Origin of the sequence: Luteithermobacter gelatinilyticus (genome assembly GCF_005849285.1) — a bacterium.
GTDB lineage: Bacteria > Pseudomonadota > Alphaproteobacteria > Sphingomonadales > Emcibacteraceae > Luteithermobacter > Luteithermobacter gelatinilyticus.
Genome location: NZ_CP040517.1, coordinates 2239063 through 2258710, shown reverse-complemented (window position 1 = coordinate 2258710; position 19648 = coordinate 2239063). Strand labels below are relative to the sequence as shown.

At 54.1% G+C, this 19648-nt stretch carries 19 protein-coding genes; 9 read left to right on the top strand and 10 right to left on the bottom strand.

Translation table 11 applies throughout. The features are described from left to right. Window positions 1–831, bottom strand: coding sequence for a CAF17-like 4Fe-4S cluster assembly/insertion protein YgfZ (gene ygfZ, locus FE788_RS10140; protein ID WP_138380531.1), 831 nt, complete (start codon window positions 829–831; stop codon window positions 1–3). Then, window positions 803–1957, bottom strand: a complete 1155-nt coding sequence (gene wecB / locus FE788_RS10135; protein WP_138380530.1) for a non-hydrolyzing UDP-N-acetylglucosamine 2-epimerase — start codon at window positions 1955–1957, stop codon at window positions 803–805. Before wecB ends, ygfZ begins: the two co-directional genes overlap by 29 nt. A gap of 219 nt (window positions 1958–2176) precedes the next feature. Here wecB and FE788_RS10130 point away from each other — a divergent pair, with 219 nt between their 5' ends. Continuing rightward, window positions 2177–3508, top strand: a complete 1332-nt coding sequence (locus FE788_RS10130; RefSeq protein ID WP_210413883.1) for a dihydroorotase — start codon at window positions 2177–2179, stop codon at window positions 3506–3508. A 122-nt stretch (window positions 3509–3630) separates the two neighbouring features. Here FE788_RS10130 and FE788_RS10125 read toward each other — a convergent pair whose 3' ends face one another. From FE788_RS10125 to FE788_RS10110, 4 genes are all read right to left on the bottom strand, one after another. Continuing rightward, window positions 3631–4257 (bottom strand): DUF938 domain-containing protein, encoded by a 627-nt coding sequence (locus FE788_RS10125; RefSeq protein WP_138380529.1) that lies wholly within the window; start codon window positions 4255–4257, stop codon window positions 3631–3633. Window positions 4258–4291: 34 nt separating this feature from the next. Then, a complete protein-coding gene (locus tag FE788_RS10120; protein ID WP_138380528.1) occupies window positions 4292–5461 on the bottom strand; it encodes a mechanosensitive ion channel family protein in 1170 nt (389 codons plus the stop codon). Then, window positions 5458–7743: a hypothetical protein gene (locus tag FE788_RS10115; RefSeq protein ID WP_138380527.1), complete on the bottom strand. Its 2286-nt coding sequence runs from the start codon at window positions 7741–7743 to the stop codon at window positions 5458–5460. The genes FE788_RS10120 and FE788_RS10115 overlap by 4 nt, the downstream gene beginning before the upstream one ends. 177 nt (window positions 7744–7920) lie before the next feature. Then, window positions 7921–8925, bottom strand: a complete 1005-nt coding sequence (locus FE788_RS10110; RefSeq protein WP_138380526.1) for a right-handed parallel beta-helix repeat-containing protein — start codon at window positions 8923–8925, stop codon at window positions 7921–7923. A gap of 177 nt (window positions 8926–9102) precedes the next feature. Between FE788_RS10110 and FE788_RS10105 the strand changes: the two genes are divergently transcribed. From FE788_RS10105 to FE788_RS10085, 5 genes are all read left to right on the top strand, one after another. Further along, window positions 9103–10134 (top strand): NAD(P)/FAD-dependent oxidoreductase, encoded by a 1032-nt coding sequence (locus FE788_RS10105; RefSeq protein WP_138380525.1) that lies wholly within the window; start codon window positions 9103–9105, stop codon window positions 10132–10134. A 56-nt stretch (window positions 10135–10190) separates the two neighbouring features. Further along, a complete protein-coding gene (locus tag FE788_RS10100) occupies window positions 10191–10613 on the top strand; it encodes a PepSY domain-containing protein (protein WP_138380524.1) in 423 nt (140 codons plus the stop codon). Between the two features lie 5 nt (window positions 10614–10618). Next, entirely contained in the window at window positions 10619–11296 is a 678-nt protein-coding gene (locus tag FE788_RS10095) for a response regulator transcription factor (protein ID WP_138380523.1), read from the top strand. Between the two features lie 73 nt (window positions 11297–11369). Then, complete coding sequence (locus FE788_RS10090) at window positions 11370–12758, top strand: ATP-binding protein (protein WP_138380522.1); 1389 nt, start codon at window positions 11370–11372, stop codon at window positions 12756–12758. 105 nt (window positions 12759–12863) lie between these two features. Then, entirely contained in the window at window positions 12864–13337 is a 474-nt protein-coding gene (locus FE788_RS10085) for an RT0821/Lpp0805 family surface protein (protein ID WP_138380521.1), read from the top strand. 183 nt (window positions 13338–13520) lie between these two features. On the opposite strand, the gene FE788_RS10080 is transcribed toward FE788_RS10085, so the two are convergent. Together FE788_RS10080 and FE788_RS10075 are read right to left on the bottom strand one after the other, a co-directional pair. Next, window positions 13521–13952, bottom strand: coding sequence for a DUF423 domain-containing protein (locus FE788_RS10080; RefSeq protein WP_138380520.1), 432 nt, complete (start codon window positions 13950–13952; stop codon window positions 13521–13523). Window positions 13953–13989: 37 nt separating this feature from the next. Then, the gene (locus tag FE788_RS10075; RefSeq protein ID WP_138380519.1) at window positions 13990–14514 is read right to left on the bottom strand and encodes an FKBP-type peptidyl-prolyl cis-trans isomerase; all 525 of its coding nucleotides are present in this window, start codon (window positions 14512–14514) and stop codon (window positions 13990–13992) included. A 452-nt stretch (window positions 14515–14966) separates the two neighbouring features. Here FE788_RS10075 and FE788_RS10070 point away from each other — a divergent pair, with 452 nt between their 5' ends. Continuing rightward, window positions 14967–16088, top strand: a complete 1122-nt coding sequence (locus FE788_RS10070) for an inositol-3-phosphate synthase (RefSeq protein ID WP_138380518.1) — start codon at window positions 14967–14969, stop codon at window positions 16086–16088. Continuing rightward, window positions 16085–16801, top strand: a complete 717-nt coding sequence (locus tag FE788_RS10065; RefSeq protein WP_138380517.1) for a phosphocholine cytidylyltransferase family protein — start codon at window positions 16085–16087, stop codon at window positions 16799–16801. The genes FE788_RS10070 and FE788_RS10065 overlap by 4 nt, the downstream gene beginning before the upstream one ends. Before the next feature lie 383 nt (window positions 16802–17184). On the opposite strand, the gene FE788_RS10060 is transcribed toward FE788_RS10065, so the two are convergent. Both FE788_RS10060 and FE788_RS10055 read right to left on the bottom strand, forming a co-directional pair. Beyond that, a complete protein-coding gene (locus FE788_RS10060; RefSeq protein WP_138380516.1) occupies window positions 17185–17499 on the bottom strand; it encodes a PilZ domain-containing protein in 315 nt (104 codons plus the stop codon). 82 nt (window positions 17500–17581) lie between these two features. After that, entirely contained in the window at window positions 17582–18181 is a 600-nt protein-coding gene (locus FE788_RS10055; protein WP_138380515.1) for a TetR/AcrR family transcriptional regulator, read from the bottom strand. A 174-nt stretch (window positions 18182–18355) separates the two neighbouring features. Between FE788_RS10055 and FE788_RS10050 the strand changes: the two genes are divergently transcribed. Then, a complete protein-coding gene (locus FE788_RS10050; RefSeq protein WP_138380514.1) occupies window positions 18356–19564 on the top strand; it encodes an acetyl-CoA C-acetyltransferase in 1209 nt (402 codons plus the stop codon). Window positions 19565–19648: the final 84 nt, after the last annotated feature.

Sequence of the window (19648 nt, the reverse complement as noted above, 5' to 3'; positions counted from 1 at the left end):
TCATTCTTCCTCAAGGTGGCGCCACCAGTCCGGGCGTTGGGGGATCACATGGCTGTCGCCGCAGCGATAGGCGGTTCCAAATTCAAGTGCATCCAGGCGCATCCAGGCGATGGCCTTGTCCCCCCGGCCACTGCGCAGAGAGCCGACTTCCCGTCCTGCTTTATTCAGGATAGGGGCTCCCGGTTCGGGGAGCGGTCCGTCGATATGCACTGGGACAAGTTTCCGGCGGAGATTACCGCGATATTTGGTGCGGGCGGTGAGTTCCTGACCCACATAACATCCCTTGCTGAAGGAAACGCCGTTCAGCGCCTCCAGATTGCCTTCCAGGATCAGCATCTTGTCCACCACAAAGTCCCGTGCCCCGTCCGGCAAGCCAAGAGCAAGCCTTTTTATATCATAGTCGGTCGGGTTCTGGGGCGTATATCCTTCGGGCAGGGTTTCCACAATGGCCCGGTATCCCATCTTCTGATGACGCGGGTCCGCAAAGCATAGAGGGATGTCCTTGTCCGCCTGGTCCAGGGCGATGACGGTCAGCTCTTCTGTGCGATCCCGGATGTCCACATCAGAGCGCAGTTTGTAAAGTATCAGTTTGCGCATAAGGTCTGCGGCCCGTGCCTTTTCACAATCCACATAAAGAATGTCACCCGCCTCAACAATAAAAAAATCAAAAAGATATTTGCCCTGGGGGGTGAGCAGGGCGGCATAGATTGCTTTGCCGCCATTGACCTTTTCAATGTCGTTGGTGATCAGTCCCTGCATGAATGTATATCGGTCCGGTCCGCTAAGGGTGAGCACGGCGCGGTCATTCAGAATTGTATAAGCCTTTGTCATCGTTGAAATGTTGCCCTGTCAGTATCTTGTTCAGATGAACGCCAATTCTTTCACTGGCCCGGCCGTCGCCATACGGATTTGGCGCACGGCTTATTCTTATATAATGGTCAGGGTTCTGAATTAACAAGGCAAGTTCCGTAAAAATTCCATTCGGTCCGGTCCCCGCAAGGCGCAAACAACCGGCCTGAACTCCTTCTTGACGTTCAGTTTTATCCCTGAGCACCACCACCGGCACATTAAGCGCCGGGGCTTCTTCCTGAATACCTCCGGAGTCAGTGAGAATGGCGAACGCCTTCTGCATCAACCCCACAAACCGGCCATAAGCCACAGGGGGCAGCAGTCTGACGTTTTCCGGTCCCTGAAACAGGGCATGAACCGCGGATTTGACAGCGGGATTAGGATGAACGGGCATAATAAAATCATAATCTGTCCAGGCTTCGGCGAATTTTCGCAGCGCATTGAGAATACGCCGCAGGGGGTAACCGTGACTTTCCCGGCGATGCAGAGTGATCAGGAAATAGGGACGGGGGGGCGCCGGGTCCGGATTTTGGGGATCTTTCTGTCGCTGCCCCAGAGTTTGGAGCAGCATATCAATTCCGGTGTTGCCGGTGACAAACAGATGCGCGGGATGCCGGCCTTCATTCAGCAGATTCTGCCTGTTGCGCTCGGTGGGACAAAAATGCCAGCTGGCCAGTGTGCTGATGGTCTGACGGTTGATTTCTTCCGGAAAGGGGGCATTGACGTCATAGGTTCTTAAGCCCGCTTCCACATGGGCAACCGGGATAGACAGCCGGGTGGCGACGACGGCGGCGGTCAGGGCGCTGGTGGTATCCCCCTGAACAATAACCAGATGAGGGGCATGTCTTTTTATGGCATGGGGAAGCTGGCGGAAAAGCCGCCGGTTTAATTCCTCCAGGGATCTGTGCACCGTTTCCCCCTGGAGCATGACATCCGGCTGTATCCCAAATTCCGCCAGGAACGGCTGCAGCAGATCCTGATGTTGTCCCGTCAGACACAACACAGGACGAATAATCCGGTTCTGGTGCAAAAGACGATAGAGCGGCACCAGTTTAATCAGTTCCGGCCGGGAGCCGGCGCATAGCATCACTCGGTATTTTTCCCCCATTTTTCCCTCGCGCTTTTTCAGTATCCTTTTGCGTTACAGAAAAACACGCTGCCCCAAGAAGTTCTTGTTGTTGCGGGCCAAGAATAGTATTCACTTTTATACGGGTATTTGTGAGCCCGGGGAGTGTAACAACTGTAGCAGCAGTGATAAAAACACCCTATAGTTGCATATATATTGCAGAATGCCAATCAAATAAAAGCAAACAGAAAGGACATTCCAGTGACCCTAGACCTTTTGATCCGCAATGCCGTCTGTGTGTCCCATAACGGGGTGGAACTTGCCGATATTGCCGTGCGCGACGGAATCATCGTGGCGTTGGGGCATTTGGGCCATGCGGAGGCAGCCGAAGTGATCAATGCTAATGGCCTGCACCTGTTTCCCGGGGTTATTGACACACAGGTTCATTTCCGCGAGCCCGGTGCGGAACAGAAGGAAGATCTGGAATCCGGCAGTCGCGCTGCGGTCATGGGGGGCGTGACGACGGTGTTTGAAATGCCCAATACCAAGCCCGCTACGTCCACCATCAAGGCGCTAAAGGACAAAATACAACGTGCTACGGGGCGCATGTGGTGTGATTTTGCCTTTTATGTGGGGGCTACGGCCGGCAATGTGTCGCGCCTTGCCAATCTGGAAAGGCAGCCGGGCTGTGCCGGGATCAAGATTTTCATGGGGTCGTCCACCGGCGATCTCTTGGTTGCGGAGGATGAGGTGCTGGAAAAAGTTCTGGCCAATGGCACGCGGCGGATTGCGATCCATGCGGAAGACGAAGGCCGGTTGATTGAGCGCAAGGCGCTGGCCGAAACGGGGGGCGTGGCCCAGCATCCGGTCTGGCGGGATGAACAAACGGCGATCCTGGCCACCGAACGTATTTTGCGTATCGCCCGCAAAACCGGCCGGCGTATCCATGTGCTGCATGTGACGACGGAGGATGAAATGGCCATCCTCGCCGCCTATAAGGATATTGCCACTGTGGAGGTGACGCCACAGCATCTGACCCTGTCCGCCCCGGACTGTTATGAGGAACTGGGCTCCTATGCCCAGATGAATCCGCCGATCCGTGATGAACGCCATCGTCAGGGGTTGTGGAAGGCGCTGGCCGTGGGCATTGTGGATGTGATCGGTTCCGATCACGCGCCCCATGAAAAGGAAATGAAAGCCAAGGATTATCCGGCGAGCCCGTCCGGCATGCCGGGGGTGCAGACCTTGGTGCCACTGATGATTGACCATGTGAACAAGGGCAACTTGTCGCTGGAGCGGTTTATGGATTTGACCAGTGCCGGCCCGGCCCGGGTGTTCAATATTGCTGGCAAGGGCCGCCTGGCGGTGGGCTATGATGCCGACTTCACCCTGATTGATCTGAAGAAAAAATGGGTTATCGAAGAAGACTGGCTGCAGAGCAAATGCGGCTGGAGTCCCTTCACAGGGCGTCAGATCGTGGGCAAACCGGTGGGGACTTTCGTGCGCGGCAACAAGGTGGTCTGGGAAGGTGCGCTCGCGGAAACCCCTGTGGGACAGCCGGTGCGTTTCCAGGAAACCCTGGGGCATGAGTGAGGGGCGTGGCGATCCATAGGCTTTATGGCCATAGGCTTTATGGCCATAGGCTTTATGGATCTGGCTCAGATTTGGATTTAGAGTGAATTGTGAATAGGTTGGCCCAATTCACTCTAATGAGTCTATAACCCAGGATTTTTCCGGAAAATAACCGACAGGTTATTGGCGGGCATGGCAACGGTTCTGACAAATTCAAGACCGTTCTTTGCGGCCATCTGCCGGACGTGGCCAAGATCTCGCACCCCCCATTCCGGATTCTGGTTTTTCAGCCAACGATCGAATTCCGCATTGCTGGGGGCGGTATGGTTGCCATCAAGGCGATAGGGGCCATAAAGATACAGGATTCCTTCGGGCGGCAGAAGGCGTCCGGCACCTTCCATCAGCGCGACACAGGCGGCCCACGGGGAAATATGGATCATATTGATACAGACAATTGACGTAATTGGTTCCGGCGGAGGAGTGATTTCCACTGGCCAGGGGGTTTTGCAGACATCCAGATCCAGCGGCGGCAGAATATTCTTGAGCTGCACTTCCCACCACCAGTCCCGAATGCTGGTCCGGGCTTCGGGGTCGGGGTCGGTGGGTTGCCAGAGCAACGGGGGCAGATGTTCGGTAAAATAAACGGCATGCTGCCCCGTGCCGCTGGCGATCTCCAGCACGGTTCCATAGCGGGGCAGCGTGTCTTTCAGAACCTCCAGGATGGGGCCCTTGTTGCGTTCCGCTGCCGGGGATGTTTGTTTCCTGGTCATCAGTTCGCTATAGCAGCGAGTTCTTGCAAAACGGTTAAGCCATTACGTCGGCAGGCAGTTTTTTTGCCGGGCGGTCTTCGGGTGGCTGAAAGTATTCCGCGCCGTCCGGCAGGCTTTCCAAATAGACGGACTGGCTCGGGAAGGCAAAGCTGCTGCCGTTCTTCTCAACAATATCCTTGACGGCATAAGCCAGCTCTTCCTTGATCTTCAGCCACTCGCCCCAATTTGTGGTCCGGGTGAAACAGTATAACATAAAATCAATGGAACTGTCGTTGAAGCTGTCCACATTGACAAAGGTGGAGACCTCGTCAGGGGAGGCAAAATCGTCACTTTCCAGGATATATTTTTCGATTCCGTCCCGAATGGCCCTGAGCTGGTCGATGGTCGTATCATAGACCACACCGATTTTCCAGTAGATCCGCCGATGAGTCATGCGGCTGAAATTGGTCACGGCGCTGTCCGCCAGCTTGGAGTTGGGGACATAGACCGGCGCCTTGTCAAAACGGCGTATGGTGGTGGTTCGAAAGCCGATATGTTCCACGGTGCCTTCCACCACCCCGTCGATCCGGATCCAGTCGCCTGGGTTAAAACGCCGCTCGCCGATCACAAACAGTCCGGCTATCAGGTTTTTGAACAAATCCTGCGCCCCCAGCGCCACCGCCACACCGAACAGGCCCAGCCCGGCGATCAGCGGGGCGACCTCAATGCCCCAGATTTCCAGGATGGACGCCCCGCCAAGAAAAATCACCAGCAGCTTGAGGGCCTTGACCATCCATTCAATCATGCTGATGGTGAAAATGTCCTGAAGCTTGCGAATGGCGAAGCTCAACGGACCAACCATTTTAAACAGGGCCCAGAAAATGGTGAAAATCACCAGCGAACGGTTCAGGTTATAGGCGGCAGTCTCCATGATGCCGTTTAGTGTGAGCACTTCAGTCGCCAGAAAAACCCCGATGACCACCGGGATGAACCGCAGCGGGTTTCCGAGGGCGTCGATAATCTCGTCGTCCATGTCGCTTTTGGTTCTTTGGGCAAGGCTTTTCAGACGATTGATGACAAAACGGCTGAACAGTCCCCTGAACATAAAAAACAGGGACAGAACCAGCAGCGCGAGAATTATTTTGCCGATGTCGACGCCATAGACCCCGTGGGTCCAGACGTCTTTGACCAGGGTGATGAAATCTTTAAGGCTGTCTTCGTTCATGGCTGTGATTCTGTATTGGAAGATTGTGAAGATACTGTGGCCGGGCGCGCCTGCCTGTTGAGGAGCCCCAAGTAAACAAGCAGGTAAAATAGAAAAGCAATGCGCGGATTGTCAATGATGCTGCCGAAAAAGCCGACGGTGAGGGTGCCGAGGATCGCGGCAAACAGAATGGGGGCCAGGGAGTCGCCGGCTTTTGTGGCTGTATATTGACGCCGCAGGGCAACCCCGGTCAGAAGCAGGAAAGCGCCAAGGCCAAATAGCCCCTGCTCAAAATAATAATGCAGGAAAATATTTTTGGTGTGCCAGTCGTCATGGGAAAAATCACGTACCATGATCCAGCGATCCGCACCTTGGGAAAAATCCCCGTTGGCAATCAGATTGGTGCCAAAGGCATCCAGCAGTTGGATATCCGTGATCCGAGCGATGCTGCCGGTGCGGCCGTAATGCAGTTGCAATGTGGTCGGCCAGTAGAAAAGGCCGCTTTGCCCGAGATGGCGGGAATTGAAGGTGGTCTCCACTTCGACCCAGTCTTCGCCGCCAGGGGATTTCAGCTGTCGCGATATACATTGCGGGGTGTAGCGCTCGCTGAAAATAATATGTTTGGGGCAAAATTTGAATGTCACGCCTGAGGGGCGGTCCGTTTTGAGGCGGGCTCTGAGAAGGTAATCCGTGTGCGGCTTGAGGGGGACCTTCTGGATGATATTGAAATCGCCGGCCCCCAACGCCAGATAGCTGGTCTGGGCAGTTTTGTGGAAACTGTAATGGACTTTGCTGTTATCTTCCAGGTGATAATAAAAATAGTGCAGGGGATAAGAGCCGGTCCCCATGCCCAGAAGGGTGCTTTTGATCCCCTTATCCATAAAATCGAGGGCTTTCAGCCACTGACCGGTTCTGTGGGCAAGGTCTTCCGAGGAGGCGGAAAAACGGGCGCTCATACGGTATCCCGAAACAGACGGAATAACCGCCAGCCAAAAAATGGCGCCCATCAGGACCACCGTGACGCTGTTGGCCACGGTGCGCCGGCGGGCCGTCCTCGGGGTCAGGCCGTAGGTGATCAGCGCCAAGAAACTGCAGGACAGCACGGCTGTGACGAGGGAGAAGAGACGGCTGTTGCTGGACCAGCGGCTTTCCATAAAACCGTCATAGCTGACATAAATCATCAAAAGCGTGCCGCAAACCAGCAGGATCACGTCAAGATATTGCGGATGTTTTTTAAACAGCTGGGCCGTCAGCAACGCCCCGGCAAGGGTGAGGATGGCGGCCAGCATGACCTGATATCCTCCATACTGAAAAAGCCCGTACATATACAGGGTGCCGCCGACAAAACCCAAGGCGGCAAGGACCATGCTGCGCACGGAAATGGTTTTGGCATGATGTTGCAGGACAAGATAGGATAGGGCCAACACGCTGAGCACCACAAAAAAGCCCATATACAGCCCGCGGGAAAAGCTGACCATAATGGCGTAGCTGCCCAGACTGAGACAGATCAGGGAAAATAACCGGTCCCGAAATGTGCCGTGGGCAAAAAAGGCGGCAAAGCCAAAGGGAATGACCATGACCAGATAACCGTCAAGGGCCGTTCCGCCCACATGCATGCTGGAAAATAGGCCGGTGATGCGATAACTGCCGGAAAAGTCGAGCAGGGTTCTGAGCACTGTATAGATATTGCGATCCTGTACCAGGCTGTGGAACACCCCCCGTTCCCACAACACGCCAATGCCCATCAGCACAAGGCCACAGAGAATGCCGGTTATCAGATACTGGCGGCTTTTGTCCGGTTCATGGCGATAGGCCCGTTTTAAAAAGGGCCAGAACAACCAGATCCATATCACCCCCTTGATCACCCGAAGACCATTATAGGGGCTTTTGTAACTGCTGAAACTGTTGGGGTCTGTTCCCGCGCCATACGGAAAATAAATCAGTAAACTGGTCAGTGCGGAAATCATCAGCACTGAAGCCAGCACATCCTCCCTGCCGATGGTCAGGGAAGGGGCGGGACGGATCATATGTCGAGCATGCAGCGCGGCAAGGCAGAACAGGACAAGGATGTCAAATTCCGTCACGAAGATCCGCCCGGAATAAAGTCCAAGGTCATAAACCGGTAACAGGGCAGGCAGAAAAAACAACCAGGCCTTATCATTGCGCAGCAGAACCAGGAAACAGATCAGGGAGAGCGCGAACACAACGGTTCTGGCATAGGGGAAATCCCAGGCCAGATATCCCCCGGCCAGCAGAAAAACCGTGGTCGCGCCCCCATGCAGTATTTTTTTTGTCACCATCATTCCCCCTCTGTTTTTATTATCAGCAACATAGGCCGTCTTTCATAGGCGTTTTCCCCCTGATTTCAATCTGGCCTCGGCCTGATCTTTCTCTGCATGATCTTTCTCTGCCTGATCTTCCAGGGGAGATGTCCACCCCCGTGCCTGCGGCGGGATGTTCCTTTGATGATGGAGATCCCCTCATTTAAAAATATCCCTGATCATGGTCTTGAATGCTCGGAAATATCGCCCCAGACCACTGTTTTCCTCAGCGAACGGCTTCAGGCCCACCAGTTCGTTGTTTCTGAATTCCGGGCGGATGTCGCTGTGATTGCGCAATAAAATTCTGCCGGGGCCTTCCGCCTGCGCCAGGGTGTTGCTGATGGTAAGGGTGTGCAGATCGTCCGGCAGACCTTCGGACCCAAAACTGATCAGCGCGTTGTTTTCACTTTCAACACCCTTTTTCAAAACACAATTGTCAATGGTGACCCGGCCGCCATTGGGCAAGTCGATGAGGTAGCTTGATGCTTTCTGGCTATCCTCAATGGTGGTATGTCGGATCAGGGTGTCCCGGGCGCGGCTTTTGACGTTATGGCCGATCCAGGCGTTATAAACATGGCTGCCGCGAAGCTCAAATCGGGAAATCTGGCCGACATAGATATTGTGACCGATCCGCCGCCCTGCCTGGCTCAGATGATTGGAATGGATCGTGCTGTTGATAATCGACAGGCTTGTCCCGGCATGATTGGCGGTCATGATGCCCATCTGGTTGTGATGGATGATGCTGTTCTCGATTTGCAAATGCCCGCCCTCATGACGAATGGCGGCGCCGTTCAGGTGGGGGACCCGGGCACCGGACAGATCAAGGTTGCGCAGAATGATATTGTCGCCCCGGATTACCCAGATTGCCTTGCCGTTGGGAATATGAGCCGGCGCAATGAGACGCGGCCGGCCTGTGGCCCCGCTGCCAAGGCCGATGATCCGCAGGTCATTTTGCTGGATAACCGCGGTTTCTCCTTCATAAAGGCCTTCTTCAATGAGAATGGTATCGCCACTTTGGGCGTTATTGAGGGCATCCCGAACCGTCTGATATTGATGCCCCGCCCCAACATAGAGGTGAGCGGCCATACCCTGTTCTTTGGGCCACAGGAAAATAACCAGCAGGGCCCATGCGAGGAAGGGGAGCTTTTGGCGGGATCTATGCATTTCCTATCCTTACTGTTCCTGCTCTGTCTTTATCCGTCGGCCCGCCTTATGGCCGATAAAGGGTTTTGTTCTGGTTTTTCAGGACGCGACAAAGTATTATCAGAATAACGGGTTATCGGAAAAAGTAACAGGGTATCGGGGCCGTGTCTGTAATTTTTTTATGTTAAGGGGAGCTGTATGGGTGAGGAAACGTACCAGACCGACATGATTATCATCGGTGCCGGTCCTGTGGGGCTGTTTGCTGTTTTTGAAGCAGGACTTTTGGGCATGAAATGCCATCTTATCGACAATCTGGACCGGCCGGGAGGGCAGTGTACTGAACTTTACCCGGAAAAACCCATTTACGACATCCCTTCTCGTCCCAAGGTGACCGGTCAGGAACTGGTGGATAATCTGATTGAACAATGCCGTCCTTTTGAGCCGCGTTTTCACCTCTCGCAGCAGGCCGGCGCCCTGCGGCAACTGTCCAGCGGTCACTGGCGGATCGAGACAACGCGAGACGTGGCGATCGAGGCGCCGGTTGTGGTGGTGGCCGCCGGGGCCGGCAGTTTTGTGCCCAAGAAACCACCCTATCCCGATCTGGAGCTGTTTGAGGAAAAATCCGTCCGCTATGCCGTGAAAAACATGGATAATTACCGGGACAAGAAATTGGTGATTGTCGGCGGCGGAGATTCGGCTTTGGACTGGGTGATGAATCTGTATCCCCTGGCCCGCCGGATTACACTGGTCCATCGCCGTGAGGCTTTCAGAGGCGCACCGGATTCCGCCGCGCGGGTTCTCCGGATGGCGGAAGAAGGAAAAATAGATCACCATGTGGGGGAAATCACCGGGCTTTTTGGCAAGAACGGGCAGCTTGAGGCCGTGCATATTCACAAAAAAAACGGGGAAGAAGTGCTGGAGGAGTGCGACATCCTGATGCCGTTCCTGGGGCTGAAAATCAGCCTGGGCGCCATTGCGGAATGGGGGTTGAACCTGACCCGGAACCATGTGGATGTGGACCCTGCCACCTTTGCCACCTCGACGCCGGGAATCTACGCCATCGGGGATGTCTGTAATTATCCCGGTAAGCTGAAACTTATTTTGACCGGATTTTATGAAGCGGCTGTTATGGCGCGGGCGGCCTTCAAATATGCTTATCCCGACCGCAAGATCGCCGGCGGTTATACCACAACCAGTTCTGTTTTGCAGGACCGGCTGGGGGTAAAATAATTCGGGTCGTGAGGATATTCATCCTGGATTAAGCCGGGGCTGGGTATGAGTATAATATGATGGGTAACGGACGGAGGATCATCGGGGGCGTGTTGGCTCTGCTGCTGGTGATGGCGGCGGGGACGGGTGAAGTTGCGGCGCAACATCGCAAAGCTAACCCCAAAAAACCACCACCGGTCATGCAGCAATTAAGGCCCTCATACAAAAAACCCATGCCACAATTTTACCGGCATGACAATGTACAGCAGGCCCTGAGGAACGGGGAAATCGTGTCGCTCAGGGTGATCCGCCGTACGGTGCAGAAGTCCTATCCGGGACGCATTGTTGATGTACAGCTTCTGGAAAGTGGTCGCCGGAGTATGCCTTATACCTATATGGTCAAGGTGCTGACCCCAGAGGGGCAGGTTCTAAATGTGACGTTAAATGCCAAAACCGCCCGGATTCTCAGCGTCCGGGGGCCAAAAGGACGGGGAAAATAAGACTAATGCGTATTCTGCTTGTCGAAGATGACCGGGATCTGGCCCGTCAGATGAAATTTCTGCTGGAAGAAAGCGGCTATGCCGTGGACGTCTCCCATGACGGGGAAGAAGGCCATTTTCTCGGTGAAACCGAAAGTTATGATGCTATTATCCTGGATCTTGGCCTGCCGGTTATGGACGGATTGAGCGTGCTGAAAAAATGGCGTCAGGCGGGGATTGCGGTGCCGGTACTGATCCTCACGGCCCGGGATGAATGGTCCGATAAGGTGTCGGGACTTGATGCCGGGGCGGATGACTATGTGACCAAACCGTTCAAGATGGAAGAGGTGTTGGCGCGGGTGAGGGCGCTGATCCGCCGGTCCGCCGGTCAGGCCTCGCCCGAAATTGTCTGCGGTCCTGTGGTGCTTAATACCAATAGCAGCCGGGTGACGGTGGAAGGCATGCCGGTTCGGCTTACGGCACAGGAATACAAGCTGTTGGCCTATATGATGCATCATCCCGGCAAGGTCATTTCCCGGACCGAACTGACCGAACACATCTATGATCAGGATTTTGACCGGGATTCCAACACCATTGAGGTTTTTGTGACCCGGGTACGTAAAAAACTTGGCGTCAATATCATTAAAACCATACGGGGCATGGGTTATCAGCTGATCAATCCCGAAGAAGAAAGCCCGGAATAGGGGCAGGGCTGAAATGAAGTTTTGACGCCATCCCATCAAACCATCCCGTAAAAAAGGAAGATAACCACGACGGATGATTGTGCCCAGGACCCGCCCCAAAAACAAATCCATTTGGTTTCGGTTGCTGACAGTATCCGTGATCTGGACGGTATTTGTGCTGCTGGTGGGCGGTTATATCCTGTCCCTTACATTCCGGGGGATTATCGAAAAAAATCTGGATGATCGGCTGGCCGGCTTTCTGGATAATCTTGTCGGCATCAGCCATGCAGAATTTCAGGAAGATGTCAGCTTCTATCGTGCCCTGTCTGATCCACGTTTTGAACAACCCTATTCCGGATGGTATTGGCAGATTTCCGCCCGCGGGTATACCCCGTTCCGGTCACGTTCCCTGTGGGATCAAAGTTTAAACCCGGATCTGGAAACCCCCCGGCCGCGACCGATATATTATGATGCGATCGGTCCTGAGGACCAGTTGATCCGGGTGATCGAACAGGATATTTCCATGCCCGGCACTGAGGTCACGTTTCGCTACAGCGTTGCCATCGACAAATCCGAAATTGAGGCGCAGGCAAAGGATTTTAACCGGATTCTGATCTGGTCTCTGGGGATTCTCGGGGCCGGGTTGATTCTGGCATCGGTTTTCCAGCTGGTTTATGGCCTGCAACCGCTGCGTCGGATTCAAACCCTGTTGGCCCAAATTCGCAGCGGCGCGCAAAAACGTCTGCCTGACAACCTGCCGTCCGAAATCCAGCCCATGGCTGATGAACTGAATGCGCTTCTGGAACATCATGAAGAGGTCATTGCCCGCTCCCGCACCCAGGTGGGCAATTTGGCCCATGCATTGAAAACACCGCTGGCGGTGTTGATGAATGAGGCGGAACTGCAAAAAGATGTGGGCCTTGCAGGGCTGGTGACGCGTCAGGCGGAACTCATGCGGCGTCAGATTGACCATTATCTCCGACGGGCCCGGGTGGCCGCCAGCATCAAGGTGATTGGCAGCCGCACCGAGGTCGCCCCGGTGGTTCGGGATATCGCCCGGGCCATGTCGATCATCTATAAAAACCGGCGGATTAACGTCACCATTCAGGGAGACGAAAAACGGCTTCTGTTCCGGGGGGAAAAACAGGATCTTGAGGAAATCGTCGGCAATCTTGTGGAAAACGCCGCCAAATGGGCTCAGGAACAGATTGAGGTGACGGTGTGTCGTAAGGGAGACAGGATCTTGCTTCAGGTTGCGGACGATGGACCGGGTATCAGCCGTTCCGAACGCGAGGCGGTGTTTGCCCGCGGGGAAAAATTGGATGAGAACAAGCCTGGAGCCGGGCTTGGCCTCTCGATTGTCCGGGATCTGGTGGATTTGTATGATGGGTCAATTACCCTGGGAGATCACTTTTCCGTGAAGGAAAAGTCCGGAAACCGGGGGCTTCTGGTGAAAATTTCCCTGGCGGCGGCTTTTTCCTGAAACCTGAATTTATTGTTCATGCACGGTTCAGTTTATATGGACTACCTTAAACGCATAAGACGTGATGCTAAGGCGTTAATAAGACGTGCCGCAAGGGAGAGATGAATGAAAAAAGTTGCCGTCATCGCGGTTTTGGCTTCGACCCTGGGGCTGGCTGGATGTGAAACCGGCTCCAAGCAGGGGTTTGGCACCGTTCTTGGGGCCATCAGTGGCGCGGCCATCGGCAACGCCATTGCCGGAGACAGCGACGGGCCGGGGAAAGGGTTCGCCATTGCGGCCGGCGCCATCGCTGGGGCTGCCATTGGCAATAATATCGGCAAGTCTCTTGATGAGGCGGACCGGATCAAAATGGCACAAAGCCGGCAGGTCGCTCTGGAAAGGTTTCCTTCCGGCGAGACGGTAACCTGGCACAATCCGGATACGGGAAATTCCGGCACATTTGTGCCCCAGCCGGCGTATCAGAATGAAGATGGCCGGTATTGCCGGGAGTACCAGCAGACTGTCACCATCGGCGGCAGGACCGAACAGGCCTATGGGAAAGCCTGCCGCCAGCCGGACGGAAGCTGGGAAATCGTTTAAACAGGACGGTAAGGCAAATTTTGCAACGGATGCCAAAAGTTTTTGTCAAGGAGTTACAGAACGAGTTCAGGAGTTTTTCGAGTTAAGCGGTCCCGGGATTAATATGTAGCAAAATCCCCTCCCCCACATCTTGTGCATGTTGCACCCCCGGGGCCGCTTAAACCTTTTCCTTTTCCCGTTTCTTTATTTTTCCAGGCAAATCACGCTGAGCGCCAGCATCAGCCAGCCTGCCATCAGGAAAATACCCCCCACAGGAATCAGAATGCTTAATGCATAAGGTTCCTGAAAGGCGTGAAGATAAAGATTGCCGCTAAACAGCATGATGCCCAGCAGGAACATCAGGGCTGCGAGCTTCAGAAGATCAAAGGGAAAAGGCCGGGTTTTGCTCGGCGGGCTCGTCGGGGAGGCCAGCCGCTCCCGCCCTAATCCCATGGTGCAGCAGCCGAGAAGGGCAAGCGTGTGCCACATATGATACTGGCTTGCCATATCAAAACGGGACGGTCCTTTTTCTGTCTGCATGAGGGGGGTCAGGGCATGACTTCCGGCGGCACCCAGCAATACGGCAAGAAAGCCGCTCGTTGCGGTGATAATCAAAAGAAACCGCCAGAACGTCATTCATCCCTCCCCAGGGAATGTGAGAGTGAATTTAAACTTAATTTACGCGGATCAGTTCCACCGTGAAGATCAGGTCTTCATTGGGACCAATGACATTTCCCGCCCCGTGGGGGCCATAGGCCAGATCGGAGGGGATGAAGAATTTGTATTTTGCCCCCTCTCTCATCAATTGCAAACCTTCAGTCCATCCGGGAATCACTCGGTTCAGCGGGAAGCTGAGCGGAGCACCGCGATCATAGGAACTGTCGAATTTGGTGCCGTCGGTCAGTGTGCCTTCATAATTGACGGTTACGGTATCGGTGGCTTTGGGTTTTTTGCCTGTGCCTTCCAGAAGCACAATATATTGCAGGCCGGACTCGGTTACGATGACGCCGGGTTTGTCTTTGTTCAGTTCCAGGAAACTTTTGTTTTCACTCACGTTTTCTTCCTTGTTTTGGTCCGTGGAATCACTGTTTTCAGCTGTTTTGTCCTGATCCGAACACGCTACGAGAAATGTTCCCAGCAAAAACGCCAGTAGAATTTTACCGCGTCGGGAAGGGAAAAGGGTAAGCTGTTTCAGCATTCCAAAGCTCCAGTGTTCTAGATTTAAAGGGTCTAGTTTATTCGTATAACTTAAAACCTCCGGGGCTCCAAGCCCGTATATTTATGAAGCCCGTATATTTATGGCGGTAAGTTTGGGGCAGAATTTTGTGGAAAGTGGGGCAGGGGGCCTGTTTTATATGCATAGCGTTGTAAAATGCCGCACATCGCAGCTCATGTAACGGTTACAGACGGGCGTAAGCCATTGATTTGCCGTATTCATGCCATTATCTGAAAAGATAACTTAAAGAAACAAGGAGGCAGTCATTTTTGCCGCGAAATGTAACAGTTATATTGTTGTTGTGTAACAGTTGTGTGATATAACCGTGGCAAATTGATGATTGCCTATCTACTTGGATTCAGAGGCGCTTTTCTTCCTCACTCATCCGGTAAGACGAACATCAGAAAGAATTACATAAAGATAAGGTGACAAAAATGTCTAAAATCAAAATTGCCATTGCGGGTATTGGTAACTGTGCGAGTTCCCTGATTCAGGGCATTTATTATTATACCCCAGAACGGGTGTCCGATGGCAAGGTTCCGGGTTTGATGCATTGGGAAGTGGGCGGATTCCGTCCCTGCGATATTGAGGTTGTTGCCGCTTTTGACGTGGACAAACGCAAAGTGGGGCAGGACGTCAATGACGCCATCTTCGCCAAACCCAATTGTACAACGGTGTTCTGCGGCGACCTGCCGAAAAGTGGCACCACCGTCAAAATGGGCAAAATTCTGGACGGTGTGTCCGAACATATGGCCAATTATGATGAAGACCGGACTTTTGTGATTGCCGATGTGCCCGAAGGCACCAAAGAAAGCATCGTACAGGAACTGAAAGACAGCGGTGCTGAAATTCTGCTCAACTATATGCCGGTAGGGTCCGAGGAAGCCGCGAAATTCTATGCCGAATGTGCGCTGGAAGCTGGTGTTGGTTTTATCAACAACATGCCGGTTTTTATCGCTTCCAATCCGGAGTGGGCCGAGAAATTCAAGGCAAAGAACCTGCCGATTATCGGTGATGACATCAAGGCGCAGCTGGGCGCCACGATCACACACCGGACGCTGACCGACCTGTTTGCCAAGCGCGGGGTGATCCTGGAGCGGACCTATCAGCTGAATACTGGCGGGAACACCGACTTTCTAAACATGAAAAACCAGTCCCGCCTGGCGTCCAAGAAGGAAAGCAAGACCGAAGCGGTCCAGGCTGTGGCCGGGGCGCGGCTGGCGGATGAAAACATTCATGTGGGGCCGAGCGATTATATCCCCTGGCAGAATGACAACAAAGTCTGCTTCCTGCGTATGGAAGGCGACCTGTTCGGGGGTGTGCCCATGAATCTGGAACTGAGACTTTCTGTTGAGGACAGCCCCAACTCCGCCGGCGTGGCCATCGACATGATTCGCTGCTGTAAGCTGGCGCTGGATCGTGGGGAAGGTGGCATCCTGGAAGCGCCATCCGCCTATTTCTGTAAACATCCGCCGGTTCAGTATACCGATGATCAGGCTTATGAAATGACCGAAAAGTTCATCGCGGACCGGGTTATGGCGAGTGCGGCCGAGTGAAACTGCTGATCGTTGCTGCCGGTCAGGGCAGCCGACTTCGTGAAAAGGGGGAGAGCAAGCCGCTCATCGAGTTGCTGGGCACTCCCCTTATTGAACGGGTTATTACCAATGCCGTCAAGGGAGGCGTTGACGATATCTATGTTGTAACAGGGTATCGTGGGACCAAGGTGCGCGCCTTCCTCGACCGGCTGGCTGAACGTGACAATCTCAAGATTACCCACATCATTAATGAAGAGTGGCAACGCCCCAACGGCCTGTCCGTCTATGCGGCAAAGGATGTGATTGAGGGGGATTTTATCCTCACCATGTGTGATCATCTCTTTGATCCGGAAATCCTGCGCGCGCTTGCGGCGACGGAACATGAGCCGGACACGGTGACCCTGTGTGTGGATTATAATATTCATAATCCGCTCATTGATCTGGAGGATGTGACGCGGGTCAAATGCACACCCCGCGGCATCGAACAGATTGGCAAGGTGATCCGGGACTATAATGCGTTTGATACGGGCATCTTTTATTGCACGCCGGCCATGTTCGAGGCCCTTGAACAAAGCGCCAGGGAAGGGGATGAAAGCATTTCCGGGGCCATGAATGTTCTGGGTCATCAGGGGCGGGCGCGCACCTTCGACATCGAAGGCCGTCTGTGGCTTGACGTGGATGACCCGATGGCTTTCGGTAAGGCTGTTGTGCTGGTCAACGAAGGCAAGCTGTAGGTCGTTTTGGTGCGTCTCTTCCGCCCGCAATGACGTTAAAAGCTAGGCCGTCATCGACCCCCCTGGAAGCCCCCCTTCCGTCGCTCCCGCGCAGGCGGGAGCCCAGAGCTTGCAGACCGCATTGTTGGCGAGGGGCTGGGGTGCCGCCTACGCGGCAATGACGTAGGAAAAGCGGCAATGACGGCGCAGGGGGAAACGTCATCACGAACCCGTGTCAGCGGGCGTGGTGATCCATTTCTCCGGTCCACTGGATTGCTTCGCCGCTATCGCGTCTGGCAATGACAATTCCATCTCGTCACAATTCACTTTGATATGGTTCATATACCGGGCTTCAGGTCCGGTATTGTTTGGCTTTTCGTTTGAAAGACGGGGGTATTGGATCTTCAGCGATGGTTGTCAAGGCCAACTTCGTCGGCATATTCCTTCAGTTTCAGATTATCCCCGATCAGCAGCTTCAGACCGTAAAGAGGCGCGTTTCGCCAGACAACGATACCGCCGGCTTCGCCGAAGTCTGGTATATGCAGGATCAGTTCCTGTTTCAGGGCCAGGTTTTCTTCGCTTTTCAAAAGCGCCCCTGCCGTTGATACATTACTCAACTGGCAGGGATATCTTTTCCCCTCCAGGGTCATTTCCGCCGCCCAGAATACGTCCAGGCGAGAATCTGCACGTTTTTTTTCCGGAAAATGGCTTTGATCCATGGGTGCTCTCTCTACATTTTTTTCCTGGTTGCAACCGAGGAGTGGATAATATCGGATTTTCCGGATCAAGGCAAAAAGGATTTTATCCTTGCCGACAATTGCCCTCCATCCCTTTGGTAATCAGGGCCAGGATCTGTTCGGTCAACGCAGTCATGTCCAGTGCCCCGTCTTCACGGTACCAGGCTGTAATGCCGTTAATGGCGTCAAACAGCAAAATGGCGTTGATGGTGGGATGGGCGTCCTGGCGGATGGAGCCGTCTTCAACCCCTTTGGCGATGATGCCGCGAACCCGTTGCTCGATGCCGCGGTGCATTTTCAGACTGGCTTCGCGGGCGGCGGGATCTTCGCGCTGACCGCGGTGACGCACGTGACAACGAATAATGTCATCGGTGATGATTTCGATATAACCGCGCACGAAATTATAAAGCTGCTCAAACCCGGTGCCGCCGCGTGCTTCCACCTCGTCCAAGAGGCCGTTAATGCGTTCGCTCGCGACATTTTCACATTTAACAAGAATGTCTTCCTTGTTCTTGATATAATAATACAGCGTCGGTTTTGTCACCTTCTGCATTTTGGCAATGTCATCCAGCGACGTCTTGTAATAGCCATTTTCCATGAAGGCCTTGGCGGCATGGCGTAATATGGCATCCAGCTTTTGCTGGCGTTTTTCTTCCCGTTTCATATAGTGTACCGACTGCCTTGTTTTTATTTCGTTTTTGCGATCATGATGCTTTGTAGCTGTATGTAACGTATCTTGCCAAGTTTGACCAGATCACCTAATATATGTTACCAGCCAGTAACGTATCATATTGTTCCGGCGAAAACAATGCCAGCTAAACCATGAGGAAAAATCATTATGACAGAGTCACAGACACATCAACAGGACAAGGACCCGGTAGTCATCGTCGGCATGAGCCGAACCCCCATGGGGGGCTTCCAGGGGGATTTTGCCGGCGTCCGTTCGCCTGAACTGGGCAGCGTGGCCATCAAGGGAGCGCTGGACCAAAGTGGTGTCAAACCGGAAGACATTGACGAAGTGCTTATGGGGTGTGTGTTGCCGGCGGGCCTGGGCCAGGCGCCGGCGCGTCAGGCGGCTGTGGGGGCCGGGTTGCCCTATGCGAGCGCTTGTACCACAGTGAATAAAATGTGCGGGTCCGCGATGGAAGCCGTGATGCTGGCCCATGATCATTTGCTGGCAGGCAGTGCCGATATTCTGGTGGCCGGCGGTATGGAGAGCATGACCAATGCCCCCTATATTCTGCCGAAAATGCGTGCTGGCGCCCGTATCGGCCATGAAAAAGTCTACGACCATATGTTTCTTGACGGGCTGGAAGACGCCTACGAACCCGGCCGCCTGATGGGGACTTTTGCGGAACAATGCGCGAGTCATTATCAGTTTACCCGCGAGGATCAGGACAATTACGCGATTACCTCGCTGACCCGGGCCAAAACAGCGATTGAAAAAGGCTGGTTCAAGGATGAAATCAGCCCGGTCACGGTCAAAAGCCGCAAGGGGGACGTGGTGGTAGATACGGATGAACAGCCGGGCAAGGCCAATCCTGAAAAAATCCCCACTCTACGCCCGGCCTTTGCCAAGGATGGCACGGTGACCGCCGCCAATTCCAGTTCCATTTCCGACGGGGCGGCGGCGCTTGTCATGATGCGCCGGTCCGAAGCGGAAAAACGGGGGCTTGCGCCGTTGGCCATTATCCGCGGTCACAGCACCCATGCCCAGGAACCGGCCTGGTTCACCACGGCGCCGATCGGGTCTATTAAAAAGCTGTATGAAAAAGTCGGCTGGAACGATGCGGATGTGGATTTGTATGAGATCAACGAGGCCTTCGCCGTGGTCGCCATGGCGGCGATGCGGGATTTGGGGCTTGACCATGACCGGGTGAATGTACATGGCGGAGCCTGTGCGTTGGGGCATCCCATCGGGGCTACCGGAGCACGGTTGATTGTCACGCTTATTTCCGCGCTGAAAACCCATGGGGGAACGCGCGGTATCGCCAGCCTCTGCATTGGCGGGGGCGAGGCCACAGCCGTGGCCGTGGAACTGTGTTGAGCGGTGACATCCTTCCATTTCTTGCACAGGCCTTTGTATAGGTTATATTAACGGTGAGGGCGTGTTGCCTTCACCGTTAAGCTG